This window comes from Paenibacillus sp. J31P13 (assembly GCF_056269295.1).
This window is the reverse complement of the sequence record NZ_JBWDNR010000005.1, coordinates 208939-231359: the sequence shown is the minus strand read 5'-3', so window position 1 is coordinate 231359 and position 22421 is coordinate 208939. Positions and strand designations below refer to the sequence as shown.

The 22421-nt window shown below is 44.6% G+C and carries 22 protein-coding genes; 5 read left to right on the top strand and 17 right to left on the bottom strand.

Going from position 1 to position 22421, the window contains the following annotated elements:
* Positions 1-789: 789 nt before the first annotated feature.
* From AC0YOD_RS18320 to AC0YOD_RS18270, 11 genes are all read right to left on the bottom strand, one after another.
* Positions 790-1656, bottom strand: a complete 867-nt coding sequence (locus AC0YOD_RS18320) for a 5'-3' exonuclease (RefSeq protein WP_475800766.1) — start codon at positions 1654-1656, stop codon at positions 790-792.
* 35 nt (positions 1657-1691) lie between these two features.
* Complete coding sequence (locus AC0YOD_RS18315) at positions 1692-2897, bottom strand: aminotransferase class I/II-fold pyridoxal phosphate-dependent enzyme (RefSeq protein WP_475800765.1); 1206 nt, start codon at positions 2895-2897, stop codon at positions 1692-1694.
* A gap of 8 nt (positions 2898-2905) precedes the next feature.
* Positions 2906-3286 (bottom strand): arsenate reductase family protein, encoded by a 381-nt coding sequence (locus AC0YOD_RS18310; RefSeq protein ID WP_475800764.1) that lies wholly within the window; start codon positions 3284-3286, stop codon positions 2906-2908.
* A gap of 37 nt (positions 3287-3323) precedes the next feature.
* Positions 3324-4295, bottom strand: coding sequence for an RluA family pseudouridine synthase (locus tag AC0YOD_RS18305; RefSeq protein WP_475800763.1), 972 nt, complete (start codon positions 4293-4295; stop codon positions 3324-3326).
* Entirely contained in the window at positions 4295-4867 is a 573-nt protein-coding gene (locus tag AC0YOD_RS18300) for a cob(I)yrinic acid a,c-diamide adenosyltransferase (RefSeq protein WP_475800762.1), read from the bottom strand. The genes AC0YOD_RS18305 and AC0YOD_RS18300 overlap by 1 nt, the downstream gene beginning before the upstream one ends.
* 103 nt (positions 4868-4970) lie before the next feature.
* On the bottom strand, positions 4971-6191 hold the full coding sequence (locus AC0YOD_RS18295) for an aminotransferase class I/II-fold pyridoxal phosphate-dependent enzyme (protein ID WP_475800761.1): 1221 nt from the start codon (positions 6189-6191) through the stop codon (positions 4971-4973).
* A 13-nt stretch (positions 6192-6204) separates the two neighbouring features.
* Positions 6205-6696 (bottom strand): Lrp/AsnC family transcriptional regulator, encoded by a 492-nt coding sequence (locus AC0YOD_RS18290; protein ID WP_475800760.1) that lies wholly within the window; start codon positions 6694-6696, stop codon positions 6205-6207.
* Positions 6697-6802: 106 nt separating this feature from the next.
* Positions 6803-7207 (bottom strand): spore coat protein, encoded by a 405-nt coding sequence (locus AC0YOD_RS18285; protein ID WP_475800759.1) that lies wholly within the window; start codon positions 7205-7207, stop codon positions 6803-6805.
* A gap of 57 nt (positions 7208-7264) precedes the next feature.
* Positions 7265-7486, bottom strand: coding sequence for a hypothetical protein (locus tag AC0YOD_RS18280; RefSeq protein ID WP_475800758.1), 222 nt, complete (start codon positions 7484-7486; stop codon positions 7265-7267).
* A 214-nt stretch (positions 7487-7700) separates the two neighbouring features.
* Positions 7701-8366, bottom strand: a complete 666-nt coding sequence (locus AC0YOD_RS18275; protein WP_475800757.1) for a DUF2642 domain-containing protein — start codon at positions 8364-8366, stop codon at positions 7701-7703.
* A 114-nt stretch (positions 8367-8480) separates the two neighbouring features.
* Complete coding sequence (locus tag AC0YOD_RS18270; protein WP_475800756.1) at positions 8481-9095, bottom strand: hypothetical protein; 615 nt, start codon at positions 9093-9095, stop codon at positions 8481-8483.
* A gap of 395 nt (positions 9096-9490) precedes the next feature.
* Here AC0YOD_RS18270 and AC0YOD_RS18265 point away from each other — a divergent pair, with 395 nt between their 5' ends.
* Both AC0YOD_RS18265 and AC0YOD_RS18260 read left to right on the top strand, forming a co-directional pair.
* Positions 9491-9844 (top strand): hypothetical protein, encoded by a 354-nt coding sequence (locus AC0YOD_RS18265; protein ID WP_475800755.1) that lies wholly within the window; start codon positions 9491-9493, stop codon positions 9842-9844.
* A gap of 89 nt (positions 9845-9933) precedes the next feature.
* The gene (locus AC0YOD_RS18260) at positions 9934-11004 is read left to right on the top strand and encodes a CotH kinase family protein (RefSeq protein ID WP_475800754.1); all 1071 of its coding nucleotides are present in this window, start codon (positions 9934-9936) and stop codon (positions 11002-11004) included.
* Positions 11005-11050: 46 nt separating this feature from the next.
* Here AC0YOD_RS18260 and cysK read toward each other — a convergent pair whose 3' ends face one another.
* From cysK to AC0YOD_RS18235, 5 genes are all read right to left on the bottom strand, one after another.
* Positions 11051-11968: a cysteine synthase A gene (gene cysK / locus AC0YOD_RS18255; protein ID WP_475800753.1), complete on the bottom strand. Its 918-nt coding sequence runs from the start codon at positions 11966-11968 to the stop codon at positions 11051-11053.
* Positions 11969-11993: 25 nt separating this feature from the next.
* On the bottom strand, positions 11994-13199 hold the full coding sequence (locus tag AC0YOD_RS18250) for an MFS transporter (RefSeq protein WP_475800752.1): 1206 nt from the start codon (positions 13197-13199) through the stop codon (positions 11994-11996).
* A gap of 145 nt (positions 13200-13344) precedes the next feature.
* Positions 13345-13953, bottom strand: a complete 609-nt coding sequence (locus AC0YOD_RS18245) for a hypothetical protein (protein ID WP_475800751.1) — start codon at positions 13951-13953, stop codon at positions 13345-13347.
* 110 nt (positions 13954-14063) lie between these two features.
* Positions 14064-14486, bottom strand: a complete 423-nt coding sequence (locus tag AC0YOD_RS18240; protein ID WP_475800750.1) for a DUF350 domain-containing protein — start codon at positions 14484-14486, stop codon at positions 14064-14066.
* A 59-nt stretch (positions 14487-14545) separates the two neighbouring features.
* Entirely contained in the window at positions 14546-16912 is a 2367-nt protein-coding gene (locus tag AC0YOD_RS18235; RefSeq protein WP_475800749.1) for an endonuclease MutS2, read from the bottom strand.
* Between the two features lie 177 nt (positions 16913-17089).
* Between AC0YOD_RS18235 and AC0YOD_RS18230 the strand changes: the two genes are divergently transcribed.
* From AC0YOD_RS18230 to AC0YOD_RS18220, 3 genes are all read left to right on the top strand, one after another.
* The gene (locus AC0YOD_RS18230) at positions 17090-17449 is read left to right on the top strand and encodes a phage holin family protein (RefSeq protein WP_475800748.1); all 360 of its coding nucleotides are present in this window, start codon (positions 17090-17092) and stop codon (positions 17447-17449) included.
* 217 nt (positions 17450-17666) lie between these two features.
* Positions 17667-18059 (top strand): cupredoxin domain-containing protein, encoded by a 393-nt coding sequence (locus AC0YOD_RS18225; protein ID WP_475800747.1) that lies wholly within the window; start codon positions 17667-17669, stop codon positions 18057-18059.
* A 239-nt stretch (positions 18060-18298) separates the two neighbouring features.
* Positions 18299-18979 (top strand): SDR family NAD(P)-dependent oxidoreductase, encoded by a 681-nt coding sequence (locus AC0YOD_RS18220; protein ID WP_475800746.1) that lies wholly within the window; start codon positions 18299-18301, stop codon positions 18977-18979.
* Between the two features lie 111 nt (positions 18980-19090).
* Here the strand turns inward: AC0YOD_RS18220 and AC0YOD_RS18215 are convergent, their stop codons facing one another.
* On the bottom strand, positions 19091-22408 hold the full coding sequence (locus AC0YOD_RS18215; RefSeq protein ID WP_475800745.1) for a hypothetical protein: 3318 nt from the start codon (positions 22406-22408) through the stop codon (positions 19091-19093).
* Between the last annotated feature and the right edge of the window lie 13 nt (positions 22409-22421).

Here is a 22421-nt window from a genome sequence, read left to right as displayed (position 1 = left end):
TGCACACTTTGCTTGCTCGTTGCATGCTTCTTAAATGGTTAGTGAATGCATGCCTTTGCTTGCTCGTTGTGTGCTGCTTGAATGGTTAGTGGGTTCATGGGGGCGCTTCCTCGTTGGGGGGCTTCTTGAATGGTTAGCGAATGCATGCTTTACTTGCTCGTTGGGCACTTCTTGAATGGTTAGTGGGTACATAGGTCGCTTCCTCGTTGGGGGGCTTCTTGAATGGTTAGCGAATGCATGCTTTACTTGCTCGTTGGGCACTTCTTGAATGGTTAGTGGGTACATAGGTCGCTTCCTCGTTGGGGGCTTGCTTGCTTGGTTGGTTCGCTAACTACTTGGTTAGTTTCACCTTTTAACACGATTTCACTTATTTAGAGGATTTACTGCAGAATAGTTTCACTTTTTGAAGCTAAGTAGTTATTCTACCTATCTTTCGCCTTTTTAACTGTCAGTAGTTTCAAATTATGAAACTACTCCTTTTATTAACGAATTTTTCTATGAGCTAATTTCAATATATGAAATTAATTAACAATGCGGGATCCAGCGGGATCCATAGATAAATTCATATATCACCCCCTCCCCTTATTGACCTCTCCTAATCTGCGTCCATGCCTTATTCCTAGACCGACATGGACCGGCCTAAAGCGACCTAGATCGACATAGACCGACCTAAACCTAAAGCTACCTAAACCAACCTAGCTAGACCTAGCTAGACCTAGCCTATGCTCCTAGCCCTAACAAAAAAGCCTCTTTCAAAGTCGAATGACCGTGAAAGAGGCTTTTTACCGTCTAGCTTATTAAAGCAATTAAGCTTTTGAACTCTAGCTCATCGAATTTACGCAGAACGTTGTTACGGTCATATGCCCAGCAGCAGCCATCAAGTGGGGCAGCAACCGGCACATCGCAACGAATCGTTGCCAGCTCGCGGGATAAATGAAGCATAGCAAGGTCTGCCTCAATTTTAGCCCTGATCGTTTTGGACACAGCATCTAAATTAGCGAGCAGCCCTTCTATGGAGCCATGCTCTAGGATGAGCTTATGCGCCGTTTTTTCGCCTATTCCTTTTACTCCAGGGTAGTTATCGCTCGTATCACCCATGAGCCCCTTCATATCAATGATTTGAGCAGGCGTCAGCTGACGCTCCTCCATCAATGTATCAGGGGTATACACCATGTAATTGCCAATCCCCTTCTTCATAATCGCTACCGAGACACGATCATCAACAAGCTGCAGCATATCATGGTCACCTGTTACGACGAAAATATGAGCTTGATCCTTTAGAGCCGCCGCCAAGGTACCGATGCAGTCATCAGCCTCGAATCCTTCAATACCAATATTGGGTACATCAAAGCTAGCTACAACTTCTTTCACTAGCTCAAACTGCGGAACCAAATCCTCTGGAGCGGATGGTCGATTAGATTTGTAACCGTCATATTGCTCTGTACGAAAGGTTGTGCTTCCCATGTCCCAGCAGCAAGCAACATGAGTGGGATTAAAGGTATTAATGGCATCCATAAAATAGCGGACGAAGCCATGTACGGCATTTACGGGGACCCCTGCACTTGTTTTGCGAACACTCCCGCCAAAAGACGTAGCGAAATACGCACGAAACAAGATGGCCATCCCATCTACTAAAAGCAAACGTTGTTCACTCATTTTGTTTGTTCCTCTCTTTCTTACTCGTTTTACTATTATTGTCCGCGAATGAATTTCCCAATCCTTTTCGCAGCTTCCTTCAAACGTTCTTCGCTCTCTACCAACGCAATTCTCACAAAGCCTTCACCCTCTGAGCCGAATGCCTCACCTGGTACGACAACAACCCCCGTTTGCCGGAGCATTTCCTGGGAAATTCGTCTTGAGTTCCAAGGCTCATCCATTGTCCACTGCATAGGAGGAAGCTGCGCCCAGACAAACATCGTTGCCTTCGGAGCGACAATCGACCAACCCTCCCCTTGAAGTGCCTCGAGAAAAGCATCTCTTCTTTGCTCATAGAGCTTTCCTGCCTTGGGAGCATCGCTATTCATCATCGCTTCCTTAAGCGCAACCATACCCGCTTCTTGTATGGGATCAAACACACCATAATCGATGTTTGCCTTCAATTCGCGAAGAGCGCCTACTGCTGTTCGATTCCCAACTAGAAAACCGATCCTGCAGCCTGCCATATTGAAGCTTTTTGATAAGGAATGGAATTCAACCGCTCCCTCAATCGCACCTGGTATTTGCAAAATACTAGGCGGCTCGCAGCCGTCGAAGCCCATTTCAGAATAGGCTAAGTCATGAACAACTAATACACCATGTTTGCGGGCTTTCTTCAATAACCGTTCAAAAAACGCTAAATCTGCAACGGCCGATATGGGATTGTTAGGATAATTCAGCAGAATAAAAGTCGCTCTGTCCCATTCCTCATCTGGTATAGCCTCAAGATCAGGCATATAGCCATTCTCCTCACGCAATGGCATGAGTAAGCTCTCAACACCTGCTAAAGCCAAAGATCCTTCATAAATAGGATAACCTGGATTAGGCAGCATCGCCATATCTCCGGGATCACAGAGCGCCATTGCCAAATGAGCCAGTCCATCTTGAGAGCCTAGCAGTGTAACGATTTCATTCACAGGATCAAGATCAACGCCAAAACGATGTTTCATCCATTCCGCTGCATGCTCACGAAAGGGCAATCCGCTTTTTACAGCGGGATAAGCATACATATCACTTCGAAGAGCAGCATCACTCAGCGCTTGCCGCACAGCCTCTGAAGGCGGTTGATCTGGGCTGCCGATTCCGAGGTCAATAATATCCATTCCGCTCTCAGCGGCTGCTCGTTTCCATGCAGCAACCTCAGCAAATATAGAGGAGCCTAGAAGAGAGAGCCTATTTGATCTCCATTTCTTTTGCGGCATTCGTCCAATCACCCTTTTCCGTTGTTCCAAACTTGTTCATATTGCTCTTCTTTATAGCCAACGGTTACTGTCTTGCCGTCTGTCACGATTGGACGCTTGATGAGCATACCGTTTGATGCAAGCAAAGCATACTTCTCATCCTCAGTCATAGCTGGAAGCTTGTCCTTTAGGCCAAGCTCTCTATATACGTCACCCGAAGTATTGAAGAACTTCTTCAGCTCTAAACCGCTGTTTGCGACAAGCTCCTTTAGCTCATTCACTGTTGGTGTTTGTTCGACAATATGGCGGGAATTGACCTCATTGCCCTTGCTTTGCAATGATTTCAACGCCGTTCTGCAAGTACCGCATTTAGGGTATTGAATAATCGTTAACTCATTTTGTTTAGTCATTGTTGAAGAGCCTCCATTATATAGGTGTCTAACGACTTTAACTATCGTTAATATTTTCCGAAAGGATTTGCTCCAGTTGAAGAAGCTCAGGTGGGAGAGCAGCCTGCCATTCCATCCATTGCTTCGTCAGTGGATGCGTAAAGCCTAATATCTCCGCATGTAACGCTTGACGACCGACTGCTAATTCCCATTGCTCGACAACCCCTACCTTCGGACCGTACATCTTATCACCAATTAAGGGGCAGCCCAGATGCTGCATATGAACGCGAATTTGATGCGTTCGTCCTGTCTCCAGCTTCAATCGAATAGCAGAAGCAATACCTTTACCTTCATGGATACCAAATTGCTTTACTGTCTCGTAGTGCGTAACGGAAGGATAGCCCTCCGGCGTGACAATTCGTACATGTGGCTCATCTGGATTACGATCGATCGGTGCATCAACGGTTCCTTTTTCAGGATTTGGACTGCCATACACATAGGCTCTATAAAGCTTTAAAATGCCATTTTCCTGCATTTGCTCGGACAATTGCTGATGCACGTATGATGTTTTTGCAATTGCGACAAGACCGGAGGTTTCCTCATCCAGCCGATGTACAGGTCTAAACCTCACCTGTTCGCCTTGCTGCTGCCAATGATAAACAACTCCGTTAGCCATCGTTCCTGTATAATGACCATGTGTGGGATGAACAATCATCCCGGCAGGCTTATTCACGATAAGGAGACTCTCGTCTTCAAACACGATATTTATAGGGATTTCTTGAGGTAAAATATCTTCAGATATCTCCCGCTCCATCCTTACGCGAATGACATCACCTTGGACTACGGGAGCAGTCGTATACGCTCTAATCTCATTTACCGTGAGCCCATGCTCTGTTTGCTTCACTTGAGAGAGCAGCTTGCGTGACACGCCAAGCTGCCTCTCCAGCACCGTTCGCACGGATTTGCCATGCTCCGCTTCGCTCACAACGGCGATTAACGGTTTATAATATCGACGGTCCAGTTCTTCCATCATTTTTTGGGTTTGCCAAATACGTTAGCACTCCGTACATATTCCGTATCCGGTACACCTAATTTCGCATTTGCCACTCTTGCAGCGGCAAAGAAAAAGTCAGACAATCGATTTAAGTAGGCTTGAACCTCGGGATTAGCTGCATGTTCAGCGGCGAGCGTAACAACACGGCGCTCAGCCCGACGGCAAACCGTTCTGCATACATGAAGCTGAGCAGATAGAGCGCTGCCCCCTGGCAAGATGAATCTCGTTATCTCAGGTGCCTCTGAAATGTATTGATCAATTACACCCTCTAAACGAACAGCGGGTTCCCCATTTATTTTAAGAGGCGCTCCTTCCTGTGCATAGGCAAGATCTGATCCGCAATCAAAAAGCTCTTGTTGTATATCTATCAGCAGAGCAGCCATTTCAGCTAGATCCTCATACTTGGACGCTTCAGCCGCAGCTTGACCTACAAAGCAATTAAGCTCATCGATCGTGCCATAGGCTTCCACACGTATATCATCCTTGCGCACACGTCCGCCAATTAGGGATGTTTGACCACCGTCTCCAGTTTTTGTATATAATTTCATCTTCGTTAGCCTCGCTTTCATCTCAATCTCTTTAATCATACAAACAGCAGGCCGGATACGCTCCTGACCTGCTGCTGGTTGAGGTAAAAAATGATTGCAGTCTCTATCCCTGCTGCTTCACTTTATAAACAAAATTACTTATGCGATCAAGCGCTTCAATCAGATTCGTAACGGACGTCGCGTAAGAGCATCGGATATGCCCTTCCCCGCCTAGACCGAATACATCTCCAGGTACTGCCGCAACATTAGCTTCTTCCAGAAGCCGTTGTGCAAATTGTTCGCTCGTCAAGCCCGTTGAATCAATAGAAGGGAATGCATAAAATGCACCCTGCGGATCATGACAGTGAAGACCCATATCCCGAAATCCTTTGACAACAAGCCTACGCCGTTGATTATAAGACTCAACCATACGGTTCTTCTCTTCCAATCCATGCTTCAGTGCTTCGAGTGCAGCATATTGCCCCATTATCGGTGCACACATAACGGTAAACTGATGAATTTTAAGCATGGCTGCAATTATATCCGGATGTCCGCAAGCATAGCCCATTCGCCAGCCTGTCATTGCAAAAGCCTTGGAGAAGCCGCTGACAAGAATGGTACGATCCTTCATACCAGGCATTGCAGCGAAGCTTACATGCTTGGAATCATACGTCAGCTCAGCATATATTTCATCTGAGATCACGATCAGATCATTCTCTTCGACAATCTTTGTTATAGGCAGCCAATCCTCATAAGTCATTATGGCACCTGTTGGATTGCTTGGGTAAGATAAAACAAGTATTTTGGAACGAGGCGTGATAACCGCTTGAAGCGATTCTGCCTTCAATTTAAATTCATCTTTAGCATATGTCTCGATGCCTACCGGCTTGCCGCCAGTGAGCGTCGTAATTGGTGAGTATGATATATAACATGGCTCAGGAATCAAAATCTCATCTCCAGGCGTTATCAACACCCGAAGAGCAAGATCAATGGCTTCACTTCCGCCTACCGTAACAAGAATTTCATCTGCAGGATTATAAGCTACCGAGAATTGATCGTTCAAATACTGACCAATCGCCTCGCGCAGCTCAGGCATACCTGCGTTTGATGTATATTGTGTTTTTCCCGATTCCAGTGCGAATACTGCCGCTTCCCTAACATGCCAAGGCGTAACAAAATCCGGTTCGCCTACCCCAAGAGTAATGACATCCTTGCGTGTGCTTACCAAATCAAAAAACCGACGGATACCCGACGGTTTGATGCCACGAGCTAGCGGGGACAAGTAGTTAGTCATTGACTGTTGCTGCACAGGTGTGGTGGGTTGTTTTTGTTCATCTTTGATCATTGCCATCACCTTTTCACGGCGAAACCATCAAGCGATGGTCACCTTCATGCTCTTCGAAGATAATGCCGTCTTGTTTGTATTTTTTTAATATGAAAAATGTTTTGGTTGATAGTACCGCATCAATTGGTGATAATTTATTAGAAACAAAAGAGGCAACCTCTTTCAAATTTTTACCTTCAACTTCTACACACAGATCATAGGCACCGGACATCAAATAGACAGATTTCACTTCCGGATATAAATAAATACGCTCCGCTATTCCTTCGAATCCGCGACCGCGCTCTGGTGTGATTTGAACCTCTATAAGTGCTGTTACCTTCTGATCATCGATTTTGCTCCAGTTCACGACAGTTGCGTACTTCACAATGACGTGGTCGTTCTCAAGCTCAGTGATCGCTTGCTTCACTTCATCTACGGATACGTCAAGCATAGTTGCAATCAATTCAGCATCTCGTCGCGCATCTTCCTTCAGCAGATCTAACACTTTCAACTGTAATTCTGTCATTGTATAACTCCTTCCAATACGCGTGCGATTATAAAGAATATTTTACAACGAATTCGAAATTCCTGCAAACAAAGTGTCAACAATAAAAAAAGACCCCGAAGGGTCTCTACATGTAATGAGATTGATTTCCTTGTTGCTGGTTGAAGGGCTGTTGTCCGTTAGGCGTATACATCGAGTTGTTCTGTTGCTGTCCACCAAGATTTTGCTGCAAAAACTGTTTCGTCTTTTGCTGCGTTTGTTGATAGGACTTTGCCTGCTTGTCCAAGTCTTGGCGCAAAGCGGGTGAAGAGGTATTATACATGTTTTGCTGTTTCATTGCTTCGAACAATTGACCTTGCATCGTCAAAGTGCTGTTCATCAATTTCGTAAACATTTGACGAATATCTGGACAAGTCGATTCCGTTGCCGCTGTAGTATACTCGCGAACGATCCGTTTTAGATCAGAAAGCACTGTACTCACCAAATCTTCCTCAGTCAAAATAGGCTTATGCTGCTGTTGTTGCTGATACATTCGTTGTGCCTCCATTCATTTTTTAAAAGTAAGACTATACCTGTAAATCAGCTATCATTATTGTGGTTGAGTTGGCGCTATTTGTTGATGATGCTGAATAGCGTGAAGCAGTGAATCATAATGCTGTTGATGCGTTTGTACCATTTGCGCACATAAATTGCGAAGGGCTGGTGTAGTCCCTTCAATTGCAACAATTGCACATTGCTTAATTTGTAAATCCTCGTTTGACATAGAGTCTGCGATGTACTCCAGCTCTTTACCAGTCATTTGCTGCATCATGTGTTTTCTCCTCCAATTTTTTTGCTAGGCAAAGGAATCTCTCCACAAGCCCTAAGTAATGGTTAATCCAAATTTCGTACCACAAGTATTATGACCCTTTTTCCTTTATTTATGTGCTCATGCACTTTCAATTTTGTTAGCCGAGATATCAAGTAAAAAAAGACAAAGAGACTGTCACTATGCCCAATAACAGGCTAAGAAACAGTCTCTTTGTCTACGGAATATGAACCGTCTTTACATGATCAAAGTGTAAGAAGACGGAGTTGCCGCCTGCTGATGAGAGCTCAAGTATGCTCTGATCGACACTTTTCAAAACACCAATTTTGTTTGAATTTTCACCTAAATCAAGGACAACGAATTCTCCAATCAATTTTCTCAGCTGTTGATCAAATGTTCTTGCGAGCGTAAGCGGAGAGGGCTTAAGAGGAAATTGCTCGGGTGTTAGCGTATAGGGAGTTACATTCGGATTGTAAGGTATTAGATATTTCATATGGTGCAATGAAATAATAATCGTATGGTATACAGGGGAATAGAAAACAAAAAAATCATTCATGACAGTCGTTAAATAACCGTGGATGGACTGATTACCTGTAATATATACCTCTGAGAACATACCTTTTGCGTTCATTAACATCTTTCGATATGAAATGGGTTCATTGAAAGGCTCAAATGGCATTTCTGGCACTTCAAATATTTCTTCATCTTTTTGTGAAGCACGCAGCTGCTGAATATGAATAAGCGGTATATACAGGAATTGTGTTCCATTATGCAGCACTAAAATATCTTGACCAAACTCGATTAATTTCCCTCGTATGGGTGCCGCTTTACCTGAAACCTCCAATTCGACCCTTTGATCCAGCAGCGGATGACGGTTTTTCATGCGAATAACCTCCTTTTCATCCGGATTAATAGTAGCCGAGCGATGATGCTAGACCATCGCCCGATAAGTTTTTATCCTTTTTTAATTGCATGGCGGATCGATGCTTTTCCGGATTTAACGGCTTTTATTGCTTCGATTAGATCCAGATCGATTTCCTTGTGATTTATTATTGTTTTTGTTGTTGTTACTTTTATTGCCGTTTGAACGATTATTATTATTTAATTCACGAATGGCTTTGATATGATCTGTTTGTATTTGCAAAACTTCTCTGCCGTGAACCAATAAGACAGAGTTTCTATTTACTTGACAAAGGAAGCCTTCAACCTTTTCAGGTCCGTTTGTATTGATTTGTACAAATTTATGGCTTAATTCGCAAATTACGCCTTCGAAGTTTCTTGCTTTGATGAAATTTCTGCAACGATTGCCGGATCTGTTGCCACTTTTATTATCTTTACCATTAACCTCACTAATACTTTTCACGTGAGAAAGCGCAACGTAGACAACGCCTTTATCTGTGCATAATACGAGATAATCACTTTTGACAGCGAGTAATTTGCCTTCAAGACATTCAGGTCCTCCACGGTTGATCTTCACATTTTTACCAATCAAGCTCTCAAGGAAGTTATGGCTTTTGTTACAGCTTCTATGACTTCTGTTGCTCTCATTGCTCACATTGTTGCTTCGTTGACATTGACCTGCAAATTGACTTTGATTCCAAAAAATACTCATGATTAAATCCCTCCGATAATTTCATTAATAATAGTTTCCAATCTTAAAAACTTAAAATCTTAAAATCTTACAAAATACCGAGTCGAGCTATCGATCCCAAAAACTCTCAAACTATCAACCTTCAATCTAATAAACACTCAAACACTCAAACGGATTTTCCCAACTGGCGTCTGGATCCTATCACTTGCAAACTGATAATCTATCGGCATGCATCCCTCCATTACTCGCTTAACCTTCATCTGTCATGGGAGAAGATTTATAATATATTTATATGTATCTCCTAATGTAGAGTTACTAGATTACTAACCATTTATTAAAGATTGTGTCTTTTGATCTGTTACTAAATATAGGTAGGAATCATATTCTATAGCATGGTCATATAAGGAGGAATTTTTTTGCAAAGGAGCAGAAAGAGGAAAATAAATCAAGAAGCAAGAGCAAACCATGCGAGAGCTTACTTTATTGGCAATATCTCCGATGATGAATGTGCGATAGAGGATGTTTCTTATAATCATTCTGAAAGCGATCGAACTGTCGGCACTCGCTCGAATAATCAAATTAGCGATGACCGCACGACAGGCAATCGCTCAAGCAATCAAATTGACATGGACCGTACGAGCGGCAATCGCTCTTCTAATGGGAACCGGATAAAGATTGAACAAAGCAGCCATATATCTAACGGTTCCGAATCTGGCGATGGAATGACGGGATTCATATGGGAAATCAATATTAAATTCACAAAATTGTGACCATCTAGGCTAAACCTGAATACGGTGAATAAGATCATGAGCCTATCGTCTAACGGTAGGCTTTATCTTTTGCCTCGGGAGATGGTTAGATGGCTATGGAATCTTTGCCTGTTCGTTCCATTCAAATGAATGCTGATGATCTTCAAGATATAAAGGAGCATGCCTGGAACCATGTGTTCAAACCAGCTCAGCTTCAACGGGACGGTCAAACCTATGGTGCGCAATTTGGGCTACGTGGTGGTCATACTCGAAATTATTCAAAAAAATCGTACGAAGTCCGAATGGATAATGGAAGGACGCTTCATTGGAACGCGGAATATGATGATCCTTCGATGATGCGGAACGCGCTCTCCTTTTATTACTTCAATCAAATTGGTGTTCCTTCACCGGAGACCACTCACTTTTGGCTTATTCTTAATGGGGAACCGCAAGGTGTTTATTTGGAAATAGAAGCAGTTGATGAACTGTTTTTTGCAAAGAGAGGCATTTCTTATCGCTCGCTTGTCTACGCAGTCAATGATAGTGCGGATTTCAGCTTAACGGATCCGATATCCAAGGATAAGAAGCCTTCCTTATTTGACGGATACGAAATAAAGCTTGGTAAAACGGGGACAAAAAGCAGACTTGTATCTTTCGTGCGCAATCTCAATCGGATGTCCGGTCGTAATCTTAGCTTGCATGCCACACGCAAGCTGGATGTGTCTCAATATTTATTGTGGTTGGCCGGAGCCGTATTAACAGGAAATTATGATGGATTTGATCAGAACTATGCGCTATATGAGCATCGTACAAGCGGGAAGTATCGCATTATTCCGTGGGATTACGAAGGTACATGGGGGAGAAATTGCTATGGAAAGTCTTGCGGCAGCGATCTCGTTCGATTACAAGGGTATAATAAGCTAACAGAAAAGCTTTTTACATTCCCCTCTTGCCGTCGTAAATATCGGATGATCATGAGGAAGCTGCTGAAAACCTCTTTTACTTACGAGAAGCTTGAGCCTGTTATCCATAGGATGCATGAGCAGCTTTCGCCTGCTATTCGCAATGATTATACTCGCAAAGCAAGCTATGATACCTTCCTCTCCGAGCCATCCTTCATTCGTCATTACATCGAAGAAAGAAAAGAAATATTGCAGCAATCATTGCGGGAGTGGGAATAGACCACTCCCGTAATGATTTACTAGATCAAATACATCTTTGTTAGATTTAAAAAATATTCATGCTCATATAACGTTCACCTGTATCCGGAGCAATGCATAGAACTCGCTTGCCAGGTCCTAAGCGCTTAGCTATTTGCATGGCTGCCCATACTGAGGCACCAGAAGACGGTCCCAGCAGCAAACCTTCCTGTGTTGCCAAAGCTCTCATTGTATGAATAGCATCGTCATCCGATACCTGAATAATTTCATTATAAATCGAAGTGTTAAGGATAGAAGGTACAAAGCCAGGGCTCGTACCAACCAGCTTATGCGGTCCCGGCTCACCTCCTGACAATACGGGCGACCCTTGCGGTTCTACAACTGCCACATAAAGATTCGGAATAAGTTCTTTCAGCTTTTCACCTGTTCCGGTTATCGTTCCGCCAGTTCCAGCAGTTGCTACGAATGCATCAAGCTTGCCTTCCGTTTGATCCATAATTTCAATAGCAGTCGTTGTACGATGAATGTCAGGATTTGCGTGATTCTCAAATTGGTTAGGAATATAGCTTCCTGGACGCTCAGCTCGCAGTTCTTCTGCTCTGCGGATGGCTCCAGGCATACGTTCAGCTGCCGGAGTCAGCACGACCTCTGCACCATAAGCCTGAAGAAGCTTGATACGCTCAGGCGTCATGTTATCTGGCATAACCAAAATCATTTTATAACCTTTAGCTGCCGCATTCATAGCAAGTCCAATACCAGTATTGCCGCTCGTCGGCTCAATAATAGTGTCTCCAGGCTTAATAAGTCCGCGTTTCTCTGCATCTGAAATAAGGGAGAAAGCAGCACGATCCTTTACGCTGCCGCTTGGATTAAAGTACTCTAGTTTAACGCAAACCTCTGCGCTGTTCTCATCTACAAGTCGGTTTAATCTTACAACGGGGGTATTTCCAATTAATTGTGTAACATCGGATACGATTTTAGACATGCGCTTCCCTGCTTCCCTATGATGGTTAAATCCTCTTGCTCTGTTGCTGCTCTAAAAATGGCTTCATAAACCACCAGCCTGCAATCGGCACGATACCAACTGCAAACAACAGCCATGTAATGGCTGCCGTTGAATGATTCATTGGCAATAAAATTAAATAAGAGGATAAGCCAATGATCCTTCCGACTACAAGCCCTGCTTCTCGAAGCACGATAAATTCCTCCCGCTCCCTAGCGCTCTCCTCAGATTTACCGATAAGATCAAATACGCTGGAAGTCATTGGAATAATATACAACGGCATAAATAGAGAGGTTCCGATCCCAAACAATAATAATGTCGTGAAAGATACTTCCCAGAATAGAGGTAAAATAACAACTCCTATCATGACAGTACCAATCAGCATGGAGAGTTTGCGATTTTTTTTCTTTAGCATTTTACCGACTATCCAAAAACTGATCAGTGCGGTTAACGATGTAACAAGTGAAAAGGTTCCAAGCTTGCTTTCGTTTTGTGTTGCTACATACACTGTTAATCCGACTAAAAACATAAAGACACCTTCACGTACGCCCTGTGCAGCAATTGCTGGAAACATGCGACGCCAAGGATTTCCTTTTTGCATAAGCTGTTGAATCCCATGCTTCCAATTATAAGTACCTTGTCCATCCCTTTTCTTCAGCCAAAAGCTCAAGATAACACTAACGAGATAGATTACAAGCGATATAGTAAAGATAAGACGATAGCCCTTCTCCCCTTGCATCGTCGTTATGAGCAACCCCGATACCCAAGGAGCAACGATACCAGCCGCAGATGCCAGAAGACCGGCCCATCCGTTGTAGCGATCACGATTATCTGGTTCAGTCACTTCGAAATAAATAACATTGAATGCGATCCAAAAAAATCCAAGCGCAATTCCATACAGCATTCCAAGCGGCACGCTATAGGTTTTCGCCTGCTGACCCAGGAGCAGCACCGTGAAATAGAACACGCCCGACAAAACAATGCCGATACGCAAGCTGTACATCTTATTATGTTCTTTTACCCATTTCCCAGCAATCCAGAACGTTAAACCGCTCAATACATACTGACCCAATGTAAACCAACCGATCAGCATATAGGACTGACTGGCTTTCCAAAGATACACAGGCACAAAGGTACCGGATAATGCATTCGCTACACCGTAAAGTGCTTGAACAATAAGCAGCAGCACGCCCTGTCCGCCCAACGTTTTCACAAAACGATTCCTCCTCGCGCTAGCAGAAGGCCATGCTCTAGTCAGATCAACTATAAGCATGTCCTCCCTAAGCCGTTAGAATTACGTTTTGTAAGGTTCCCTGTTTTGCAGAAAGCCATGCCCGTCCAATATTGCCAGTTCCGTCCTATTCGTTTGGCGTTAAGCGCTCCAGCAAGCCATTTCGATCCTCGTGACTAAGCATAGTGGAGGTTTGATAGCATGACGGACAGACGTAGAGATTGATTTTGAAAGGAGTCGACAAAACTGGTGCGCCGAGAGATGGTGAAATTTTTGGTTGGAATTGTGGTTCACTTATTACCTGTGTTCCTGCTTCCAGCATGTATGATCGGCATGAAGGGCATTCCGGCACCTCGAATTGGTCGTCTAGAATGCGTTGAACCGTTTCCTCAACTGCAAATCTAGCGCTATCCGCACTCCGGTAGCCCTCACCCTTTTTCAACCAGCTTTTGTGATCGGAGTCATCATCGTCGTAAGCTTCTTCCTCAACGTCCTCTTCATCAGGTTCGTTTGATGCTTGGCCCTGCCGAGCATCTTTTCTTGCGTCTGAAGCTCTGGCAGCTTGAACAGCCTGTTCATACTCATCTTCTTCTACTTCATCCTCATCATAGCCAAGCTCAATTGTGCGGTATGCACTGAGTTCATTGCTGCAGTGGGGACAATGCTGTTCTGGTCCAATTTCCTCATCCCATACAATTTCTGTTAAACACCAAGGACATATAACTTGCTCTTCCATTATTTCTCTTCCCCTCTAGTGATTCATAATATATACGATACCAAATACAAAAAATAAAACAGCTACAACGGCTAAAATTTTCCACAAATAATTCATAACGCTTCCTCCACTTATAAAATGACGGTTGCACCGATAACATATGACAGCGATACCGATATAATCATCGCAATAAGTCCAACGGCACGGTTATCGCGAGATATTTCATCATCTATGCGAAATACAGGGGTCAAAAACTCAAATAAAAAATAAGCAGCCAATAGGATGACATACCCAAAAGCACCCCAAATCAAGCTCTGATAGACGGAGTCATTAGCTTCAATGGAGAATCGGAAAATATTGCATATTCCGAATATTTTCCCTCCTGTTGCCATCGCTACTGCTACATTTCCTTTTCTAATTTCTGTCCAGCATTTATATCTCGTTACCAGCTCGAAGATGGATAAAAATACGATGAGCGAAAGAACCGTTACCGATACATAAACAAGAGATGCGGCATACGGATTGCTAAGAAGCTTATCGACTTCATTTTCCATACGAAGTTCCCTCCTTCACCAGACATTTAGGCATGATCGTTGTACCAAAGGGCTAACCTCTACTTCAGCTCAGCAACGGTAACACCAATTCCGCCTTCACCGTAATTACCAATCCGGAAGCTCTTCACATGGCTATGCTTACGCAAATATTGTTGAATACCTGTTCGAAGCACACCCGTTCCTTTGCCATGGATAATGGAAACCTGAGCAAGGCCTGATAAAAAGGCTTCATCCAGAAATCGATCTACCTCAAGAATAGCCTCTTCCAGGTTTTCTCCGCGCAGATCAAGCTCCATCTTTATATTTTCTTCGCGAGAGCGCTTCAAGCTTGCTGCTTGCTTTAACGGTTGTGCTTTCGCTGTGGATGAGGATTTAACGAGCTCAAGATCATCCAGCGCTACCTTCATTTTCATTATACCAAGCTGTACGGTTGCATCAGAGCCATGCAGCTCGACGACAATTCCTTTTTGATTCAAGCTATATACGGTTACCTCATCGCCTGCTTCAATTTTTGCTGGTTTAGCAGCGCCTTTAGAGGCTCCGCGTTTAGCTTTGCGCTGCTCTGGAGCAGCCTCATCCAGCTTGCGTCTTGCCTCGATAAGCTTATGCTCTTTAACAGAAGCCCCTTCCTCCATCGCCAGCTTGCGCAGATCTGTAATAATCTGCTCAGCTTCCCTTTTCGCCTTAGCAATCGTCTCGCGGGCTTCATCTTGGGCTTTAAGCAGCATCTTTTCCTTCTGCTCTTGGAATCGTTCGCGCTCCGTCTCATGTCGAGCTTTAAGCGCCTCCATCTCACGGCGCAGCGATTCTGCGGTTTGCCGCTCACTCTCTGCACCTAGTCGATTCTCCTCCAAGGAAGCAATCATATTCTCCACACGTTGATCCTCTTCGCTTACTTCGCCTCTTGCCAGATCGATAATGGAGCGCGATAGTCCCAAGCGTTCGGCAATAGCAAAGGCATTACTTCTGCCGGGCACGCCCACAAGCAGACGATAAGTAGGGCTTAGAGTTGCAACATCAAATTCCATACTTGCATTTATGACACCTTTGCGATTGTAAGCATAGGCTTTCAATTCACTGTAATGGGTTGTTGCCACAATCCGGCTTTCCATGGCATGCACATGCTCCAATATCGCAATGGCGAGAGCAGAGCCTTCAGCAGGATCTGTTCCTGCACCAAGCTCATCAAGCAGAACCAAGCTTTTGGAGGTCATGGCATTCAGTATCCGAACGATATTTTTCAAATGACTAGAGAACGTACTAAGGCTTTGCTCAATGCTCTGCTCATCGCCGATATCAGCATATATGGCATCAAATACACAGAGCTGGCTGCCGTCTTCCGCAGGAACGAACAAGCCTGACATGGCCATCAAACTAAGAAGTCCAATGGTCTTTAGGGAAACAGTTTTCCCTCCTGTATTGGGACCTGTCACAATAATGGCCGTGTAGTTATTGCCAAGCTCCACATCAATCGGAACCACATGCTCAGGCGCAATTAGAGGATGTCTTCCTCGTTTAAGCTTAAGAAACCCTCTGTCATTCATTCGAGGCAGTGTCGCCTTCATGAGATGAGCAAGCCGAGCTTTGGCATAGGCAAAGTCAATTTGACCAAGCTGCCCTAAATTAAAAACCAAATCCTCAACGTGATCAGAGGTTAAGGCAGTAAGCTTCTGCAATATTTTCTCAATCTCACGTAATTCCCCAGCTTTAAGCTCACGAAGCTTATTATTCATTGCAACGATTGTCTCGGGCTCGATGAAGAGGGTTGCTCCTGAGCCTGATTGATCATGAACGATCCCGCCGAAATGTGAGCGGTACTCCTGCTTGACTGGAATAACATATCTGTCATTGCGAAGCGTTATAATCGCATCCTGAAGCATTTTTTGGACAGAGGAGGAACGAATCATCTGTTCCAGCTTTTCACGAATTCGGGATTCCCCGTTCCGAAGCTCTCGTCGAATCGATGCTAATTCAGTACTCGCGCTATCCATTACTTCAGCTGCCTCATCAATACAATCAAAAATAGCATCCTCAAGCGGCTTATGCTCGCTTATTTGATCCGCAATATCCTGAAGCATTGGAATTGGATTGTCTTGATGCAGATTGCTGATATGCTTCTTCACTCGGCGACCGCCACGGGCAGTAGATGCAATATCGAGCAGTTCTGCTGGATTAAGTGTGCCGCCAATTCGCGCCCTGTGCAGCGGTGCTTTAATATCCACTATGCCGCCGAACGGCGCACTTCCCTTCAGACGGTCAGCCATATAGGCTTCATCTGTAATCTGAAGCGCCCTCTTCACCATCTCCAAATCAGAAACAGGCATTAGCTCTTCAGCAACCGACATACCAAGTGATGTGGCAGCATGCTGTGACAATCTATGTATGATCTTTGGAAATTCAAGTGTCGTCAATATTTTAGTGTCCAACAATTAACACTCCTCTCGCTCCCTTATTATAGCCGAACCGCAGCCGCGATGCACGAATTCAAAGGCTCTTTCATACATAAATTCTACTCTTTTGGTCACAATATATACGATCGAACCGCATTACGAAGTCACTTTTGCAATTCAAAACGAAAGTTCATGCAAAGGAGGGTTTTCAATATGTCATTTATAGGCCATATCGTCCGCTTTATTGTTGCCGCGCTCGTCTTAATGGTCGTCGGGTTTCTGGTCCCTCAATTTAGTGTCGGAGGTTTCTGGAGCGCTTTGTTTCTCGCGGTCGTAATCGCGGTGTTAGGATGGGTAATTGAAGGGATATTCGGTAAAAAAGTAACACCTTTTGGTCGCGGCATCGTTGGCTTTATCGCCAGCGCAGCTGTTATTTGGATAGCACAGTTTATCGTAAGCGGCGTTACTGTTACTTGGCTTGGCGCTATATTAGCAGCTCTTGTCATTGGGATTATTGACCTGTTCATTCCGGTCAGCACGCCCTACGAGGCAGGTCGTCGGAGTCAGGACTAACTAAGCCTTTCGCGTCTGTATCATCAGCCCTTGAACGACCCTAATAAGGTCGCCAAGGGCTGATTTCATGTCAAGCTTTCTGGATCTGTTTACGAATTCGTCACAGCTTATTCATAAGTTTGTCATCTTGTTGTCCTGTATTTAATCGAGATTGCGTTATACTGTAACTAGTTCATATAATTATCCAATTTGAACAATAGAGAGGGGAGCTTTTACAATGAAAAAATGGTTACTATTTGCTTCTGCTATGTGTCTTGTTGTTGTGCTTGCGGCATGTGGAGCAAACAATTCAACGAACAAGGATGACAATACAAAACCTGCTACAACGACAACCGATGAGGGTACAGCATCATCTGATGTTGTCATTACTGCATCCAACTGGAAATTTGATAAAGACGAATACAAAATTAAAGCTGGCGAAACGGTTAACCTCAAGCTGGAATCCGTTGAAGGCATGCATGGCATTACAATAAGCAAAACAGATTATAAAATTAAATCTGGCGGTTCAACAGCAGTAACAATAACTGAGCCAGGTACGTATGATATGATTTGTTCCGTTCCTTGCGGCGCCGGTCATACCAAAATGAAAACTACACTTGTTGTCGAGTAATTATTAGAACAAGGATAAGGAAACTCGCGCCTCTGGGCTGCGGGTTTCCTTTTTTTTATGTATTGGCTTCATCTGTCAATTGAATAATCCTTTTTCTCTGCCATAAAATATAGAGAAGGCTTTGATACTAATATCAATTTTTTTGAAAGAAGAGTAAGAAAGTCTAATGGCTGTCCTCTTCCACTCTTGCCTTGCCTTTGATAAACTTATCACATTACAAATAGAACGGAGGAATCGCAATGGGATCATTAGACAATCGAGTAGCTATTATTAGTGGAGCCGGAACTGGACTAGGACGTGCAACTTCTCTTTCTTTTGCAAGAGAGGGTGCTAATGTAGTCCTTCTAGGCAGACGTACAGCAAAGCTGGAGGAAACGGCAAACACTATAAAAGAGCAGACAGGCAAGGACACGCTAGTTTTACAAACCGATGTTTCGGATGAGCAGCAAGTACAAGAAGCTGTTGAAGCTGTCATCGCACATTTTGGCCGTGTCGATATCATTTTGAATAATGCTGCCGTCCTAGAGCCGGGTACAGTACATGAATTAACAACGGAAGAATGGCATAATCAAATATCCATAAACCTAACCGGACCCTTTCTGTTAACCAAAGCGGTTTTACCGACGATGCGTAAAGCCAAATATGGCCGTATTATTAATATAACCTCCGGTTTATCTTGGAATGGTGCAGGCGGTTACGCCGCATACAGCGCCGCCAAGGCGGGATTGGAATCTTTAACTCGTACGGTTGCCGACGAAGAGCATGAGCATGGCATACTCGTAAATCTATACAACCCAGGAACCCTTCGTACGGAAATGCATGCAACGGGCAAAGAGCCTAGCATCGTTACACCAGACATTATTCGATTAGCGAGTTTGCCTTCTGGCGGTCCTACAGGTACAATCGTCTCTTATGGTTAGAAATCTTTGCTCTATACAAAAGAAAACCCCGCAGCAGCAAGCACGGCATTCGATGCCTTCACTTGTTTACGCGGGGTTTTTGTTATCTTGTTGAAACACTAATCTTTATTTCTAGCTTTGCTCAATTAGCTCAATCCACTCGTTGTATTCGGTTTGCAGCTTCGAATACTCATTTTTAAGCTTATGATGCTCCTCTAGCAAATCCGAATGATCCTCAGCAAGTCTTTCTGCTGAACGGGCGGCTTCGTCTCGCTCATATTGCAGCGATTCCGTTGTAAGCACCGCTTCATTACGCTCATCTTCCAGCTTTTCCAGCCTACGTGCTGCCTCAGCACGATCATTTGCCAGCTGCTCAAATTTGCGTGTTGCCTCATCTCGTTCTTTTGCCAACTGCTCAAGTTTGCGAGCTGCTTCGTCTCGTTCTTGTGCCAACTGCTCAAGTTGGTGAGCTGCTTCGTCTCGTTCTTGTGCCAGCAGCTCTAGCTTGCTAATGGCTTCATCTCGCTCCATTTCCAGCATAGAAGAATGCTCCATCAATAGCAGCTCTGATGCAGCAGCAGCCTCGCCCATTTCACGCTCCAATTGAGAGCGCAGCGCCTCTTCCTCAGCTTCGCGATCTTTTATTTCCCGCTCAAGCTGCTTCGCTTGCGCGGCTGCTTGCTCCGCTTGTTCCTGCTCAGCTTTCAACTGCTCATTCAGTTCACGTTCACGGGCTGCTGCAACATCAAGCTGCTGAGCTGTAATCCGTTCACGTGCAGCTGTTACCTCAAGCTGCTCCATTAACTCAAGCTCTCTAATGCCTAGATTATCTAATTCATCTTGCAACGCCTTCTCATTCTGTGCTTGTTTATCCAGCTCTGCTTTCAAAGCCTTCTCATTCTGCGCTTGTTTATCCAGCTCTGCTTGCAGTGCCTTCTCATTCTGCGCTTGTTTATCCAGCTCTGCTTGCAACGCCTTCTCATTCTGCGCTTGTTTATCCAGCTCTGCTTGCAGTGCCTTTTTATTCTGAGCCTGTTTATCCAACTCAGCTTTCAAAGCCTGCTCGCTCTGCGCTTGTTTATCCAACTCCGCTTTCAAAGCCTGCTCGCTCTGCGCAGCAGATGCTGCGATACCTTCGATTTCCTCCAGCTGAGATTGCAGCTTGCGAATCGTGTTTTCATAATCATGACGCAACTGCAGCAGCTGCTCTTCATGATTTGCAGCTTGTTGCTTCTGCTGCTCTGCATACTGAGCGATAACCTGCTTCGCGATCTCCTCTTGCCGTTCGGCTTGTCGCTTGCTCTGTTCTTCATTCTGGACAGCCAGCTGATTATACGTTTCTTCATATGCAGCCATTTGCTCTTTCAATTGTTCCTCATTTTGAGCAGCCAGCCCGTTGAATAAATCATCGAATTCAGCTTGCTGCGCCTTCATTTTCTCTTCTAATTCCCTAGCTGTCGCTTCATTTCGTTCGTTGTACTGAGCTGTCAGCTGTTTGCTTTGCTCTTCATATTGACTGACCAGATCTGCTAGCTCTTGTTCGTAATGAGCAGACTGAGCTTTATTTTGTTCATCATATTGGGCAGTAAGCGTTGCAAGCTGTTCCTCATGTTCAGCAATTAAATCGTTATAACGCTTGTCACGATCGCTAACCGCTTGCTCGTAACGCTGGCTGCTCTCAGCTGCCAGTCCTTTAAATAATTCATCATTCTCCGCTTCAACAAGTTTCAGTTGTTCTTCATGCTCCAGGCGCATGGCTTGAAGCTGTTCGTTCTTCTCTTGTTGAAGGGATAGCAATGCAATATCAAACTGCTCTTGCAGCGTATCCTGCTGCTTTTGAAGCTCGATCCGAAGATTCGTTACATGCTCGTCAGCTTCTTTTTTACGTGCAAGCGCCAGTTCTTCCTTCTCTAATTCAGTTTGCAAAAGCTGCTCCTCAAGTTCCTTTTGCTGCCCTTCAAGCAGAAGCGCTCTTTGCTCTTGTAGCTGCTCTAGTTCCTGTGCTTCCTTCAGTCTAAGCAGTAATTCTGTTGCTCGCTTATCTGCAGCAGACACATGACTGCGCTCCTGCACAAGCTTCACTTCTAGTTCCTCCAATTGCAGAGCAGTGAGACGATTATGCTCTTCCAGCTTCTCCAATTGATTTTGAGTTTCTTCTAGTTGAGTACTCAATTGCTTGAATGCCTCTTCTTTATCTTCATGATCCTGCTCTAGCTGCGCATAGGAGGTTCGGAAGGATTCCTCCTGCTCCATCGCTTGCAATAGCTGCTCGTCAGCTAATGCTATCCGCTGTTCTGCAGCTTCTTTATCCGCATTCCAATTTTGTTGAAGCTCGGCAATCTGTGTTTGCAGTCTGCTTCGCTCCTCCAGCCACCCATTTCTGCGACGCTCAAGGTCGGCACGGAAGGCTTGCTCCTTCTCTGACGCTTCCACCTTCCATGCTTGCTCCCGTTCTTCATTCAGACGTTTAAGCTCGAGCTCGGCCGCTTCTGCACTCGTTAACCAGCTCTGTTCACGCTCATCCCATTTGCTCTGCCAGCTTGCTTCAAGCTCATTAATCTTGCTATCTTTTTCTTCTGTAAGCGCTGCTATCGCTTGTGTTCCTTTGGCAGTTAATTCAGCAAGCTGAGCTTCTTTCTCCCGCACGACGGAATCAAGCTGCTCTCCCTTTACTCTCTCAAGCTCAGCAATCTGTTCTTTACTCGCACGTTCCAGCTCGGAGATCTCAGCTAGTTTAAGCTGCTCAAGCTCGAGCAGTTCCGCTTCCTTTTGCCCCAAAAGTTCAGTCAGCTGTATTTCATTTGCATGCTTAAGTTCATTCAGCTTCTCTTCACTAATACGATTTTGTTCGGATAGCTCTGCTTCCTTTTGAAGCTTCAGCTCAGCGATTTGAGCTTCTTTTTTATTTCGAAGCTGAGTAAGCTCCTCTTCCTTCTTATTTCGAAGAGCAGCAAGCCGCTCCACATTCTCACTAGTAAGCCGAACAATCGTTTCCTCTTGAGCTTTCATTGCTTCTGCAGCCGCTGCTTGCTGAGCAGCCGCTTGTTCATTTGCAAGCGCCAGCATCTCAGCAAACTCTGCTTCTGCATTCGCCTTCGCAGCCTGCAGCAATTCTTCGGCTGCTCTCTTTGTTTCCACGACCTCTGCTTGAAGCGCTTCCGTCTGTGAGCTAAGCTGCTCAAGCTGAGGCAGTAAAAGAGCCAGCTTCGCTTCCTCTTCCAACAACCTTATATTTTCGCGACGCAGCCGGAAAACTTCCTCTGTAATTTGCACAGCGGAGAGTACGGCAAGCTTCGGCATATCAAGTCTTGGGTAGCCTTTCGCCAGCTTTTTCATGCTGTCATCGATTGCTGTTGCAACCTTCTTCATATATTCTACATTTGAATGACCTTTTAGTTTATATTGCACTCCATATATATCAACCGTAACAACCGTTTGTTCAGCATCCATTAAGGCGAATCCT